The organism is Serratia sp. Z4 (assembly GCF_009900725.1).
In the GTDB taxonomy this organism is placed as follows: domain Bacteria; phylum Pseudomonadota; class Gammaproteobacteria; order Enterobacterales; family Enterobacteriaceae; genus Serratia; species Serratia nematodiphila.
In genome coordinates this window covers 102,778-116,877 of record NZ_JAAABD010000002.1, presented here as the reverse complement: position 1 = coordinate 116,877, position 14,100 = coordinate 102,778, and the positions used below count along the sequence as shown (strand labels likewise).

General features: G+C 59.3%; 12 protein-coding genes and 1 riboswitch. Of the genes, 8 read left to right on the top strand and 4 right to left on the bottom strand.

Translation table 11 applies throughout. From position 1 onward, the window contains the following. Positions 1-18: 18 nt before the first annotated feature. Complete coding sequence (locus GT753_RS08440; protein WP_004938115.1) at positions 19-1,035, bottom strand: iron ABC transporter substrate-binding protein; 1,017 nt, start codon at positions 1,033-1,035, stop codon at positions 19-21. A 411-nt stretch (positions 1,036-1,446) separates the two neighbouring features. Between GT753_RS08440 and GT753_RS08435 the strand changes: the two genes are divergently transcribed. The 5 genes from GT753_RS08435 (at position 1,447) to GT753_RS08415 (ending at position 6,392) form a co-directional block, all read left to right on the top strand. Further along, entirely contained in the window at positions 1,447-3,066 is a 1,620-nt protein-coding gene (locus GT753_RS08435; protein ID WP_160125504.1) for an ABC transporter substrate-binding protein, read from the top strand. 142 nt (positions 3,067-3,208) lie between these two features. Beyond that, a riboswitch (M-box (ykoK) riboswitch) is annotated at positions 3,209-3,382 on the top strand. Positions 3,383-3,457: 75 nt separating this feature from the next. Continuing rightward, a complete protein-coding gene (locus GT753_RS08430; protein ID WP_048323604.1) occupies positions 3,458-4,480 on the top strand; it encodes a magnesium transporter in 1,023 nt (340 codons plus the stop codon). Positions 4,481-4,609: 129 nt separating this feature from the next. Then, positions 4,610-4,702, top strand: coding sequence for a protein MgtS (gene mgtS / locus GT753_RS08425; protein ID WP_004938109.1), 93 nt, complete (start codon positions 4,610-4,612; stop codon positions 4,700-4,702). A 107-nt stretch (positions 4,703-4,809) separates the two neighbouring features. Then, entirely contained in the window at positions 4,810-4,989 is a 180-nt protein-coding gene (locus GT753_RS08420) for a hypothetical protein (RefSeq protein ID WP_004938106.1), read from the top strand. 26 nt (positions 4,990-5,015) lie between these two features. After that, entirely contained in the window at positions 5,016-6,392 is a 1,377-nt protein-coding gene (locus GT753_RS08415) for a cation diffusion facilitator family transporter (protein WP_160125503.1), read from the top strand. Here GT753_RS08415 and GT753_RS08410 read toward each other — a convergent pair. Both GT753_RS08410 and GT753_RS08405 read right to left on the bottom strand, forming a co-directional pair. After that, a complete protein-coding gene (locus GT753_RS08410; RefSeq protein WP_160125502.1) occupies positions 6,335-7,183 on the bottom strand; it encodes an inositol monophosphatase in 849 nt (282 codons plus the stop codon). The two genes, GT753_RS08415 and GT753_RS08410, sit on opposite strands and share 58 nt — an antisense overlap. 338 nt (positions 7,184-7,521) lie before the next feature. Beyond that, on the bottom strand, positions 7,522-9,252 hold the full coding sequence (locus GT753_RS08405; RefSeq protein ID WP_160125501.1) for an ABC-F family ATP-binding cassette domain-containing protein: 1,731 nt from the start codon (positions 9,250-9,252) through the stop codon (positions 7,522-7,524). Between the two features lie 449 nt (positions 9,253-9,701). Between GT753_RS08405 and GT753_RS08400 the strand changes: the two genes are divergently transcribed. Further along, the gene (locus tag GT753_RS08400; protein WP_174242124.1) at positions 9,702-12,131 is read left to right on the top strand and encodes a DUF3772 domain-containing protein; all 2,430 of its coding nucleotides are present in this window, start codon (positions 9,702-9,704) and stop codon (positions 12,129-12,131) included. A gap of 48 nt (positions 12,132-12,179) precedes the next feature. Here the strand turns inward: GT753_RS08400 and GT753_RS08395 are convergent, their stop codons facing one another. Then, complete coding sequence (locus GT753_RS08395) at positions 12,180-12,362, bottom strand: hypothetical protein (RefSeq protein WP_004938091.1); 183 nt, start codon at positions 12,360-12,362, stop codon at positions 12,180-12,182. Between the two features lie 114 nt (positions 12,363-12,476). Between GT753_RS08395 and GT753_RS08390 the strand changes: the two genes are divergently transcribed. After that, a complete protein-coding gene (locus tag GT753_RS08390; RefSeq protein WP_015377935.1) occupies positions 12,477-13,292 on the top strand; it encodes an alpha/beta fold hydrolase in 816 nt (271 codons plus the stop codon). Between the two features lie 55 nt (positions 13,293-13,347). Further along, the gene (locus GT753_RS08385; RefSeq protein ID WP_160125499.1) at positions 13,348-13,809 is read left to right on the top strand and encodes a GNAT family N-acetyltransferase; all 462 of its coding nucleotides are present in this window, start codon (positions 13,348-13,350) and stop codon (positions 13,807-13,809) included. Positions 13,810-14,100: the final 291 nt, after the last annotated feature.

The following is a 14,100-nucleotide window of genomic DNA, read 5'->3' as shown; positions in this document are numbered from 1 at the left end:
TCGGTTTGCCGGCGGGCCTTACAGCAGGCCCGCCTCGGTCATCAGTTCGACAACTTTCTTACTGTTCAACTGCGCGGCGTCTACCTTCGGTGCGTCCAGATCTTTCAGCGGCACCAGTTTCGGGTTAGAGGCCGCACCGACGCCGACGGCGTATTCGAAGGCGTTGTTGGTGCGCAGGATCTCCTGGCCCTGTTTGCCGGTGATCCACTTGATGAACGCCTGCGCCTGCTGCTGATGCTTGCTGGAAGCCAGCACGCCGCCGCCGGAGATGCTGACGAAGGCGCCCGGATCCTGATGTTTGAAGTAATACAGCTTGATGTTGTTGCTGTTCTCGCCGGTTTTCGCGCCGTCCACGAACGGGTAGTAGTGATAGATCACGCCGCTGTCGATCTGGCCGGCATTGACCGCTTTCATCACCGTGCTGTTGCCTTTATAGGCGGTAAAGTTGGTTTTCATCGCTTTCAGCCAGTCCAGCGTGGCTTTCTCGCCTTTCAGCTCCAGCAGCGCGCTGACGATCGCCTGGAAATCGGCGCCCGACGGCGAAGCGGCCCAGCGGCCTTTCCATTCCGGCTTGGCCAGATCCAGCAGTGACTTCGGCAGCTGCGCGTCGCTCAGTTTGGCCGGGTTATAAACAAATACGGTAGAGCGGGCGGCGATGCCGATCCAGCGGCCGTGGCTTGGGCGATATTGTGGTTCCACCTGCGCCAGCGTGGCGGCATCCAGCGGGGCGAACAGCTTGGCGTTATCCACCAACACCATCGCCGGGGAGTTTTCCGTCAGAAACACGTCGGCAGGTGAAGCGCTGCCTTCCTGTACCAGTTGGTTGCCCAGTTCGCTGTCGCCGCCGTTGCGCAGCGTCACCTTAATGCCGGTGTCTTTGGTAAATCCGTCGACCCAGGATTTCACCAGATTTTCATGCTGGGCGTTATAAATAACGATGCCCTGGTCGGCGGAGGCCGCCTGAGCGCCAAAGGCCAGCATCATTGAGGAGGCGAGCAGGGCGACGGGGCCGAGAGATGAAATACGCAGCTTCATGCAGTTATCCTTTTTAGCGTTCGAATGAAGAAAACGAATATCGCCTGGCGAGCGCAAGCAGGCCGATTTTAGCCAAGAACATCAATAATGATAGTGAAAACGATTCGTATTAAATTATTTTTGACGATCGCTCACAAAATGAATTGCCCTAAGGATAAGTTAAGCTTCGGCTGGAATAATCTGTATTGATTGCCTGAATTTATGTCACCGCCGGTTCACGGCGTTCCTGACGGCAATGCCGGTCTCCGCGTTTATCCTCGTGTTTTTCATCGTTCTGTCGTCAGTACTTCTTTGATAATGAAAGAAATTCAACACCGCTTTTGGTTATGACTCATAGCGATTAATGATTTAATTTATTCCACTGCCTCATTGCATATTAAACGCGATAAAACACTAATCAGGGATATCGACGTGAAATATTCATTTAATGGCAAGAAACTGGCTGGTTTAATCCTCCTGGCTTTTAACGCTACGGCTGCCCATGCCGCCGAGGTGCCGGCAGGCGTTAAACTGGCGGCGGTGCAAGAACTGGTGCGCGCCAACGGGTATGAACCGGCGACGCTGGATCCAAACCTGGCCGAAAGCAATGTGGAGTTCTACATCTTCAACGATCTGTTCGAAGGCTTGCTGCGCGTCGGAAAAGACGGTGAAGTGATCCCGGCATTGGCGCAGACGTGGGAGCATCAGGGCAACGTCTGGACTTTCCATCTGCGGCCGCAGGCCAAATGGTCGAACGGCGATCCGGTGACCGCCGACGATTTCGTTTACAGCTGGCGGCGCCTCACCGATCCGAAAACCGCCTCGCCGTACGGCAGCTATCTGGCTTCGGCCTACGTGCTGAATGCGGCGGCGATCAACGCCGGCAGCAAACCGCCGAGCGAGCTGGGCGTCAAGGCGCTGGATGCGCACACTCTGCAGGTGACGCTGTCGGAGCCTAATTCCTATCTGCTCAAGCAACTGGTGCATTTCCCGGTTTTGCCGGTTAACCGCAAGGTGGTGGAGCAGTACGGCAAAAACTGGACGCAGCCGGCGCACTTTGTCGGCAACGGGGCGTTCCGCCTCAGCCAGTGGGTGGTGAACGAAAAGGTGGTGGTGGAACGTAACCCGCAGTATTGGGATAACGCCAATACCGTGCTCAACAAGGTCACCTTCTTGCCGATCCAGGGCTTCCCGGAAGTGGCGCGTTTTCGCGCCGGTGAGGTTGAGCTGGGGTATACCACGCCGCCGGAGCTGTATCAGCAGCTGAAAAAAACGCTCGGCGAGCAACAGCTGGTGACCTATCCGCTGCTCTCCACCAGCTATTTCGCCTTCAACAACCGCCAGGCGCCGTTTAACGACGTGCGGGTGCGCCAGGCGCTGAACCTGGCGCTGGACAAAGAGATTATCGCCGGCAAAGTGTTGGGATACGGCCAGCAGCCGGCCTGGACCTTTACCCCAACTGGGGCGGGCGGCTATAGCCTGCAGCCCGGCGCCGCGGCCGGTTTGACGCCGGAACAACGCCACGCCCAGGCGAAGCAACTGCTGGCGCAGGCCGGTTTCAACGCCGAGCATCCGCTGCGCTTTACCGTGCTGTACAGCAATGACGCCACCATTAAGAAGATCGTCATCGCCGCCGCCGCCATGTGGAAAAAGAACCTCGGCGCAGAGGCCACCTTGCAAAGCCAGGAGCGCAAAGTCACGCTGGACAATATCAACCGCGGGCAGTACGGCGTGGCCTTTACCCGCTGGCTGGCGGATTACAACGATCCGTCTACTTTCCTGAACGTGTTCCGTTCCGACAGCAGCGAGAACAGCCCCAAATACCGCAATCCGGAGTACGATCGCATTCTGCATCAGGCGACGGCGGCGCCGACACCGCAGCAGGTGCAGCAATATTTCCAGCAGGCCGAGGCGGTGCTGGCCGTCGATACGCCGGTCGCGCCGGTGTACTACGAAGCCAACGCCACGCTCATCAAACCTTACGTGAAGGGGATCGACTTTACTCGTCAGGGCGCCTTATACGATAAAAACGTCTACATTCTCGAACACTGAAAAATAAAAAACGGCTGATTTATATCAGCCGTTTTTATAAATGGCCGTTTAATTAACATTATCCTAAATACTCCATAAACGACGGGCAATCTTTTCTTCCCGCCGGATAAAACAACGCCTATACTGCGCCGGTAGTTTATATGCAGTATCTCGTTTGGCGAGGCTCCTATACAAACACAGGTTACTGATCTGACGACATCGAGAGATGCCCAAGGTTAAGACAGGCTTTATCGGATTAAGGTTTAGCCCAAAGTAACTTCCGAGCAACAACTCGGATACGTTGTATAGTGCTAAAACCTGGACGCGGAGATAGGCAGTCTGCACTCCCTCTGTGGTTACGCCCCTATGCGATTCGCTGTTGAAGTTCACAACAGAAATAGGGACTGACAAAATGATCAAGTCACATCAACACTCTTCTTCTCCGGCGCTGAACGCGACTGAAACTCTCGACGAGACTTCGGTCGCCGGTTATATGAACGCCGATTTTATTACCGTTCCCGCAACGATGACGGTCAATCATGCCCGGGAATATTTACTTTCGCAGCTCAAAACGGACGAAATTCCCAGCCGGGTATTTATTACCGCGGACGATTATCATCTGCGCGGCACACTGTCGGTGAAAAAACTGTTGCAGTGCGAAGAACAGGATAAAGCCGTCGGCGTAATGATGGATTACAGCTATTTCCAGGTTTCGCCCGACGATGACCGCAACGACGTGGCGCATCTGCTGGGCAAAGGGGGGCTGGACGTGGTGCCGGTGGTGGCCAATAACACGCTGGTCGGCGTACTGGGCGAGCGTGAGATCGCCCGGCTGGTCGAGGATGAAAACACCGAGGATGCACAACGCCAGGGCGCGAGCCTGCCGCTGGACAAGCCTTATCTGGAGACCAGCCCGTGGGCGCTGTGGCGTAAACGCTCGGTGTGGCTGCTGATGTTGTTCGTCGCTGAAGCCTACACCGGCAACGTGCTGAAAGCGTTTGAAGATCAGCTCGAAGCGGCGATTGCGCTGGCGTTCTTTATCCCGCTGCTGATCGGCACCGGCGGCAACAGCGGCACCCAGATCACCTCGACGCTGGTGCGCGCCATGGCGCTGGGCGAGGTCAGCCTGCGCAACCTGGGCGCGGTGATCCGCAAGGAGGTCACGACCTCGCTGCTGATCGCCGTCACCATTGGTCTGGCGGCCTGGGTGCGCGCCTGGATCATGGGCGTCGGCATGGAGGTGACGCTGGTGGTCAGCCTGTCGCTGGTGGCGATCACCGTGTGGAGCGCCATTGTTTCGTCGATCATCCCGATGCTGCTGAAACGTCTCGGCATCGATCCTGCCGTGGTGTCGGCGCCGTTTATCGCCACCTTTATCGATGGCACCGGCCTGATTATTTATTTCAAAATCGCCCAACACGTTTTGGGTATTTAAACCGCTCCGCCCGTAAAGGGCGGAAATGTGACAAACCTGAGGAGGACGTTAAAAACCATGGACGCCGACCAACCCCGATATTTAACGCAAGGGGATTTTATCGATAACATTTAACCTGAGGACAAAATAATGGGAAACATGACTATTTTTATGGGATTCCTGGCAATGATCAGCTCGCTGGGCCTGTTGGCGGCCTATATGAGCACCAAATGGGATGATTAATGAACGCTAAAGATCCGCCTAGATGCATCCTCCCCGTGATCGCTATTTATTATGGGGAGGATTTAGCGGCGCGCTGAACGCGCAGCCTAAAACGGGAGTTGATAATAATGACGATTCTTATTCTGGGATTGCTCTACGCCATTTTAATGATTTCGGTGGGGGTGAATGAGATTTATTTTTATTCCACCGGAAAATCCAATTTTCTTACTAGCCTCATGCTGACTTTCTCTGGCAGTATGCTGCTGATCGCCTTTGTCTGGCAATTATCCTCTAAAGTAAAAAAATAAATCACCGTCCGAATGTGAGCAGCATCATGCAAAATGAAAAACAGGCCGTGGCCAGAAACTCGATGATCGCCAGCGGGTTGCTGGCCACGGGCAAATTCGTCGCCGGCATTTTTACCGGCAGTATTGGCCTGATATCCGAAGGGATCCACTCTTTCACCGATTTTATCGCCACCAGCATCACCTGGCTGGCGGTGCGCATCAGCGATAAACCCGCCGATGACGATCACCACTTCGGCCACGGCAAGGTGGAAAACCTGGCGGCGCTGTTCGAGGTGTTGCTGTTGCTCGGCGCCGCCGGTTGGATCGTCTACGAGGCGGGCAGTAGCCTGCTTGGGCAGCCGCATGAGATCGTCGCGGCGCCGGTGGTGATCGCGGTGCTGCTGATTTCCATCTGCGTCGATTTTTTCCGCGTGCGGGCGCTCAACCGCGTCGCCAGGGCGACCGACAGCGCGGCGCTGGAGGCGGATGCGCTGCATTTCTTCTCCGACATGCTTTCGTCCGGCGTGGTGCTGCTGGGCATGGTGTTTGTGCTGCTGGGCTTTGGCCGTGCGGACGCCATCGCCGCGCTGATCGTCGCCGGTTTTATCTTTGTCGCGGCAATCAAACTGGGTAAACGCTCCTTCGACTCGCTGATGGATGCCGCGCCGGCCGGAGCCACCGAGGCGATTCGCGCCACGCTGGACAGCTTCCCGGCGGTGCTGGCCTGCGACAGCGTGCGCATTCGCAACGCCGGCGCCGTACTGTTTGTCGAGATCACGGTGGCGGTGTGCCGCACCTTGCCGCTGGAGCGCATCGATGCGCTCAAGCGAGAAATCGTCGAACGACTGCGGGAGCAGCATGCCAAGGCGGAGTTTATCGTCATCGCGGTGCCGCAGACCCGCAGCGACGAAGACATGGCGACGCGCATTCGGGCGATCGCCGCCAATCACGGCGCGCAGGTGCAGAATGTCACCTTGCAGCAGTTGCCGACGCACATGGCGATCGGCATGGATTTGGCGGTGCCGGCCAACGCCAGCGTGGCGCAGGCGCATGATATCGCCACGGAGATAGAAGGGATCCTGCGTCAGGCGATCGGCGAGGACACCGAGATAGAGACCCATCTGGAGCCGCAGACGCCGCACTGGCTGGCCAGCGAGGATGTTTCCGCCGCCGAGCTGGCCGATATCCGGCTGATTTTGCAGTCGGCGCTGGAGCAGGGGGATAAGGTGCAAGACGTCCATAACATCCGCGCGCGCAGGACCGACGGCGGCATCATCGTCAACTTCCACTGCCGGGTGTCGCCGGCGGTAACCATCGCCGCCGCGCACGATGCGGTCGATCGGGTCGAGCGGCGGCTGCGCGCGCTTTATCCGGCCATCTCACGCGCGATAGGGCACGTCGAGCCGATCAAGCCCGGCGTTTGAATCAGCTCGGCCAATTGCGGATAGAGCGCCGCGTTGGCCAGTAGCAGCGGGTTGCCGCGTCGCAGCCCGTTGTGGTGCATAAAGTCATTCGCCACGCCGCCGGCTTCGCGCGTCAGCACCAGCCCAGGCAGGCTGTCCCAGGCGTTCATATGCGGTTCGTAATAGCCCAGCAGCCGGCCGGCGGCCACCTGTGCGGTCATCAACGCGCCGGATCCGCTGCGCACAAACATGCCGCCCGCCTGCAGCAGGCGACAGAGAAAACCGCTGAATTCCGCCGCCGAGGCGCGCGGTGATATCCCGACGCCCATCACGCCATCCGCGACGCTGTGCCCGGCATGCACGCCGATCGGTTCCCCGTTGAGGAAAGCGCCTTGGCCACGGCAGGCGCGGAACATCTCGCGGTGGTTGGGATCGTAGACCACGCCGATCGTTGGCACGCCGTCGATCACCACGCCTATCGCGATACACCAGGTATGCAACCCGTTCAGGAAGCAGGCGGTGCCGTCAATCGGATCGACCACCCAAACGCAGGTGGCGTTATCGCCGCTGCTGCCGCCGCTCTCTTCGCCGAGAAACCCATCCAGGGGAAACCGACGGTTGATCATACGGCGGATCAGCGCCTCGACGCGGCGATCGGCTTCGCTGACCACGTCCTGCAGGCCCTGTTTAAACTCGACGGCCAGACTCTGCCGGCGTTGATAAAAGCTGAAGGCGAGATCGGCGGCGGCGCGGGCGATCTCACGCGCGAAGCGGTAGCGCGCCTCGATGTCCCGTGGTGAGAGTGACGTCATGGAGTGCCTGATAACGAAAAAAAAGAATGGCAGTAGCCTGCCAGAGAATGATGAAAGTAATGTGTCGCTCAGCGCTGCGGATAAGAAAAGCGCAGCGTGTCGCGTCTCAAACCGTCGGCGGCACGCGGTTTTTACAAAGAGGAAAAAACAGGCCGCCGGGCGGCCTGTGAGATTGATGACAAACCTTATACCCTTGCCGGGTTGGCAGAGAGCACCGAATAAAAAACAAGGAAAATCAATTTATTGATTTTCGGCTGATCGCCACAAAGAGGGGAAAAACCACGCTTTTTCCCCTCTTTGTCAATAGCCTGACAGGCCGCCGGGGGCGGCCTGTGGGATTAGCCCAGATGCAACCGGGCGGTGAGGTCGGCAATCTCGCGGCGCCAGCGCGCCTGAAGCTCCGGTTTTTGATGCTTCGGTTTACGCGCCAGGTCGGCCTCCAGTTTGCTTTCGAGGGCAAACAGGGCGGTCAGCAACGCCTCTTCGCCTTCCAACTGCGGGTTTGGCGTCGGGGCGTCTGCGTTGGCCTGGTGCGCCGTCGGCAGCGCCGGCGTTTCACCCGCCAGACGCTGGTATACCGGCGCCAGATCGTGCCACTCCTCCAGTTTTTGTTGGTCTATCAGCCAAAAGCGGTTGCAGCTCTGTTCGATCAGCATCCGATCGTGGGTGACCAGCATGACGGCGCCGGGGAACTGACGCAGCGTTTCCGCTAGCTCCTCTTTGCCCGCCATATCCAGGTGGTTGGTGGGCTCGTCCAGCAGCAGCAACGAATGGTTGGCCAGCGTCAGGCCGACGAACAACAACCGTGAACGCTCGCCGCCGCTCAGCGAACGGATCTGCTGATGGTGGCGCAGGTAAGGAAACCCGGCGCCGATCAGCGCCATTTTCCGCTGTTCCTCGGTCAGCGGCGCAAACTGCGCCAGCGCTTCGCTCAACGTGTCTTCATCGCGTAGCTGTTGCAGGCTCTGATCGTAATAGCCGATGCGCACGCGCGGATGGAACAGCGCCGGGCGCTGCGTTTGTTGCTGATACTCGCGCCACAGCAGGCGCAGCAGCGACGATTTGCCGCAGCCGTTGCGCCCGACGATGGCGATGCGATCGCCGCTTTTCACGCGCAGATGTTCCAGGCTGAACAGCACCGGCGCATCCGGCGCCGGGCGCACCGCCCATTGCGGCAGCGCCAGCAGGCGGTCAGCGTCCAGCGCTTCTCCCTGCAGCCGCAGCCGCCACGGGCTGCCGGCGGTCAGGGTGGTCTGTTCTTCCTTCAACCGATCGACGCGCTTCTCCATTTGCTTGGCCTTGCGCGCCAGATCTTCGTTGTCGTAGACCTTGCCCCAGGTCGCCAGGCGCTTGGCGCTTTTTTCCACCCGGTCGATTTCCTTTTGCTCGGCCTGTCGCCGCTGTTCGTCTGCGGCGTCCTGTTCCGCCAGCGCGGTGCGCGCCGCAGAGCAGGGCAAACGGAAGAACTGCAGCGTTTTGTCGCGCAGGATCCAGGTGCAGTTGGTTACCTGGTCGAGCAGGTAGCGATCGTGCGACACCAGCACGAAGCTGCCGGTCCAGTTACGCAAGAACTGTTCCAGCCACAGCAGCGTGGGCAGATCCAGGTGGTTGCTGGGTTCGTCGAGCAGCAGCAGATCGGGCTGGCGGATCAGCGCGCGCGCCAACAGCAGCCGCGTATGCTGGCCGCCGCTGAGGGTGCCGGCGGTCAGCATCCAGCTCGCCGGTTCAAACCCCAGCTCGGCCAGTAGTGCTTCGCAGCGCCAGCGTTCGCTGAGGTGTTGGCCCGCAGGCAGCCGCGCCAGAACCGCATCCAGCAGGGTGCGGGTGTGCAGTTCCGGCGGCAGGTGCTGCTCGATGCGCGCCATCAGACATTGATGTGACAATGTCACCGTTCCGGTGTGCGCAGGCAGGTCGCCGCTGAGAATTTGCAGCAGGGTGCTTTTGCCGCAGCCGTTATCGCCGATCAAACCGATGCGGTCGCCTTTTTTCAGGCTGAAGGAAATCTCGCTCAGCAGGACGCCGAACGCGTTGTCGTAACCGACAGATTGTGCAGACAGTAATGTGCTCATTGCTTACTCAAGAGTTACAGGCATGACAATGCCTATCGTCAAACATTGCTGACGACAACCCGGTAAGCCGGAGGGAAGATCCTGGATTTAGTAAGCTTCGCTCAAGCTGGGTTATCGCAGCGCGATACCGGTAATGCTTGAGCGGCGACGATTACCAAAGAAGTGTGAGTGAAAAACCAATTCACACGTCAGCATAGTAAGTCTCCTTTTATTGGTTGCAGGTTAATCGGTGGCTGGATTATAGAGCGCTTCATGCCGTATCGCCAGTGTAAAAGCGCCTGAATTATCAGCAAGCTAAGGCGAGCGCGGGCGCGTGGCACACAATGGGAATAATTACTGTATTTCGGCCGACATTAAGCAGCTATTATAATTAGCGTTTATGGTTAAGCGACGGTTCATCCGCCGCCTGTTCGTCTGTCTATCAGATAATGATGCTGAGCACTGAATTTATGTTAAAGCCTCGCCCGTTCCTGCTGTTGTTATTATTGCTGTTGGGTATGCAACTGACGCCGTTCGCCGCCGTCGCCGCCACCCAGGATGATCCCGCCGCCGAAAGCGTGCCCGATCCCGCTACGCAGCTGAAAGCCGCGCAAAAGCAGTTGGACAGCATGAAGCAGCTGGTTTCCAAAGCGACGACCGACACCCAGCTCAGCAAGCTGCGGTTGGCGACGGACGATCTGGTCGCCAGCATGGATAAATTGTCCGCCGATCTGCAGCCGGTGCAGGAAAAACTGCAGGCGCAGCTGGACGTGCTGGGGCCGGCCCCGGCGGCCGGCGCGCTGCCGGAAACCCCGGCCGTCGCCCAGCAGCGCAATGCGCTGAACAGCAGCAAGAAGCAGTTGGACGATGCGGTAAAACGCGCGCAGGCCATCAAGACCAGCGCCTTCGATCTGGGCCAGCAGATCAGCGATCTGCGCCGGGTGGCGTTCAAAACCCAGCTGGCGCTGAACACCGGCAGCATTTTGGGCGTCAAATTCTGGACGCCGGTCGTGCAGCCGTCAGCGGATGACGTGCAGCGGCTGGACCAGTTCAACGCCGAGATGAAAGCGGCCTGGGACGCCAGTTGGCAGGACGAATGGCGGTACGGCACGCTGGCGTTGCTGGCGCTGGCGGTGATCGTCTGGTCCTGGGGGCGCTATTTGTCCGAGCGTTTCCTCGCCTGGGTCAGCATTCGCTTCCTGCCGGACGGGCGCCTGCGCCGCAGCTTTATGGCCATCATCACCGTGGCGGTGACGGTGATCACCACCTCGATCGCGCTGAACCTGCTGTATTACGTCTTTATCCGCGTGCAGCCGCTGCCGGTCATGCTGGAAGACTTTGCCGAAGGCTTTAACCGTCTGGGGATTTTCTGCGCGCTGATCGCCGGGCTGGGGCGTGCGGCGCTGTCGCTGAATCGCCCGTCCTGGCGTTTGGCTTCGCTGGACAATGAAGTGGCCGCCGGGCTGCGTTACTTCTCGCCGCTGCTGGCCGGTCTGGCGCTGGCGTTCGGTACTGTGGAGCTGATCAACAACGTCGTCAGCGCCTCATTGGCCACCACCATCTTCGGCAACGGCCTGGTGGCGGGGCTGATCGGCATGGTGCTGCTGGCGGCGCCGCTGCGCGGCCAGCGCATTCGTCGCCGTCTGGAGCAGCAGGGCGCGCACCTGGAAAAACGCACGCTGGTCGGCGGGCTGGTGCACATCGTCACCCTGGTGTGTTCGGTGGTGATCCTGCTTTCCCTGCTTATCGGCTACATCGCCTTCGCCCGCTTCCTGACCTACCAGCTGATCTGGGTGGTGCTGGTGCTGATGGCGTTCTACTTCATGGTGCTGTTCGCCACTGACCTGTGCGCCGCGCTGTTTTCGCCGCAGACCGTCAGCGGCAAGATGCTGAAGAAAACGCTCAGCTTCAAGGATCGCCATCTGGAGCAGGTGGCGATCATCACCACCGCGCTGGCCAAATGTTCACTGTTGCTGTTGATGATCGTCGCGTTGTTCAACGGCTCGTTCGGCAGCACCACGCCGGGCTCGCTGATGGAGAAAATCGTCTCGATCCTGACCGGCGAAGGCTTGCAGCGTTTCAACATCGTGCCCGGCAACCTGCTCAACGCCGTGATCTGCCTGGCGATCGGCATCTACATCCTGCGTGCGGTACGGCGCTGGCTTGGCTCTGAGCTGTTGCCGAAGACCATTTCGGACGTCGGCATCCGCGCCTCGCTGGTGACGCTGTTCAGCAATATCGGCTATGTGCTGGTGATTCTGATCACCCTGGCGGCGCTGGGCATCCAGTGGAGCAACCTGGCGTGGATCGTCAGCGCCCTGTCGGTCGGTATCGGTTTCGGTTTGCAGGAGATTGTGAAGAACTTTATTTCCGGCCTGATCCTGCTGACCGAACGCCCGGTGAAGGTCGGGGATATGATCGGCATCGGCGGCGTGGAAGGCGACGTGCGGCGCATCAACGTGCGCGCTACCGAAATCCAGCTCAGCGACCGTTCCACCATGATCGTACCGAACTCGCAGCTGATCTCGCAGAACGTGCGCAACGCCACCATGGGCAACGCGCAAGGCGTGGTGACCATCGCGTTGACGTTCCCGACCTCGATCGATCCGGAGCAGGTGCGCAATATCTTGCTCAGCGCCTATAACGAGTACGAAACCATTCTGGACACGCCGGCGCCTTACGTGCGCTTCAGCCAACTGGGGCCGGACGGCATTATCCTGAGCGTGACCGGCTATGTGCCGAGCCCGCGCATGGTCGGCGCCACCAAGAGCGAACTGCTGTTCAATATCCTCAAGCTGCTGCGCGCGCAGGAAGTGAGCCTGTCCAGCCCGCAAGAAGTGGTATTTATGAAGCAGCAGGCGACGCGATATCAGGCCAATGAAGAGGAGCACTCCTCCTAGTGCCGGTTTGAGGCGGCGGGCCGTTAAGCGACGGCCCGCCGAGCGCGGCTAGTACATCGATGGTTCCACCGATTGCGAGCAGTCGCTGTTGGCGCTGGATTTGGTGCAGGTGTAAGGTTCATTTGGCGATGCCGAAGGCGCATTCGATGGGCCGCCGCCTCCGCCGATACAACCGCTCAGCATCAACGTCAAAAACACGAGAATTATCTTCTTCATCTCACCGTCCTCCATTGCGATTCCTCCTTTAAGTATATGCCGGGAAAGCGAACGGCACCGCTTGCCGCTGCGAACTATACTCCCTGGATGCCGTATTGATGCTCAACCTCGGCGAATGAGGGGAGAAAGATGCAAACCGACGACGATTTGACCCGCTTTGCCGCGCAGGGCGCGCCGCCGTTGCCGCCCGGTTCTAGGCAGGGCTTTGTCGAACACGACGGCGCGCACATCTGGTATGCGGCCTATGGCGCTGATCCGACGCTGATCCTGTTGCACGGCGGCCTGGGCCACAGCGGCAACTGGGGGTATCAACTGCCGGCGCTGCTGGCCGCCGGCTACGGGGTGTTGCTCATCGATAGCCGCGGGCACGGACGCAGCACGCGCGACGCCCGGCCGTATCGTTACGATCGGATGGCCGATGATCTGTTGGCGGTGATGGCGGCGCTGCAAATCCCCCACGCCGCGCTGGCGGGCTGGAGCGACGGCGCTTGCGTCGCGCTCATCGCCGCCCATCGGGCGCCCGAGCGGGTGGACGGCGTCTTTTTCTTCGGCTGCAATATGGATGCCAGCGGGGTTAAACCGCCGCCGTCCAGTCCGCTCGTCGAGCGCTGTTTTGCGCGCCATGCGCAGGACTATGCCGCCTTGTCACCGACGCCGGAGGATTTCGCTCCCTTCGTCTCCGCCGTAAGCCTGATGATGAGCAGCCAGCCGGACTACCGCGCACGGGAATTGGCGGCCATTCGCGTGCCGGTGACGATCGTTCACAGCGAACACGATGAATTTATCCGCGCCGAACATGCCGCCTACCTGAGCCGCAGCATTCCTGGCGCCCGTTTGACGACGCTGCCGGGCGTCAGCCACTTCGCGCCGCTGCAGCGGCCCGCGCTGTTCAACCGCGCATTGCTGGATTTTCTCGCCGGTGTGATGCCGCCGCCTGCGCGTTGACGCTCGTTGTTCTATGCTGGAGGCGGGGCATTTGGGCATCATCGAAGAGGACATCATGAGCGAAAGCATCGTGGTCAGATCGCTGGAACAACGGGATTACGCCGCCTGGCTGGCACTGTGGCAAGGATATAACGCCTTTTACGGCCGGGAGGGGGCAACGGCGCTGCCGGATGAGGTGACACAGACCACCTGGCGGCGTTTTTTCGACGCCTATGAACCGATGTACGCGCTGGTCGCCGAGCATCAGGGGCTGGTCGTTGGATTAACGCACTATCTTCTGCACCGCAGCACCATTCAGCTGCAGCCCAACTGCTATCTGCAGGATCTGTTCACCGCAGAGGCGGTGCGCGGCAAAGGGGTGGCGAGGGCGCTGATCGCGGCGGTTTACGAGCGTGCGCAGCAGTTGGGGTTGCCGCGTGTGTATTGGAATACCCACGAAACCAACCAGATCGCCATGCGGCTGTACGACAAGGTGGCGGAGCGCCCCGGTTTTGTGATGTATCGCAAGGCGTTTTGACGCGGGATGAAAAAACAACCCCACATAGCCCAATCTTATTTTGCTTTTGAGGAAAAAGACGGCGGTTTTTACCGGTAACAGGCCAACTGGGGCGTGAAATGTTCAAAGTGAAGCGTCCGCTTTAGCCGTTTCTGTGCCAGGTATGCGGGTGTCGTCAATATATTGATACACAAATATATTTTTCCTAGATGAATAAACAGATGTCCGGGCAGGCAAAACTGGCAATAATAGGCGAGTCGGCCGCTTATCTTCTCCTCATCGTCGACGGTTGTGACACGAACAGATTGTCAC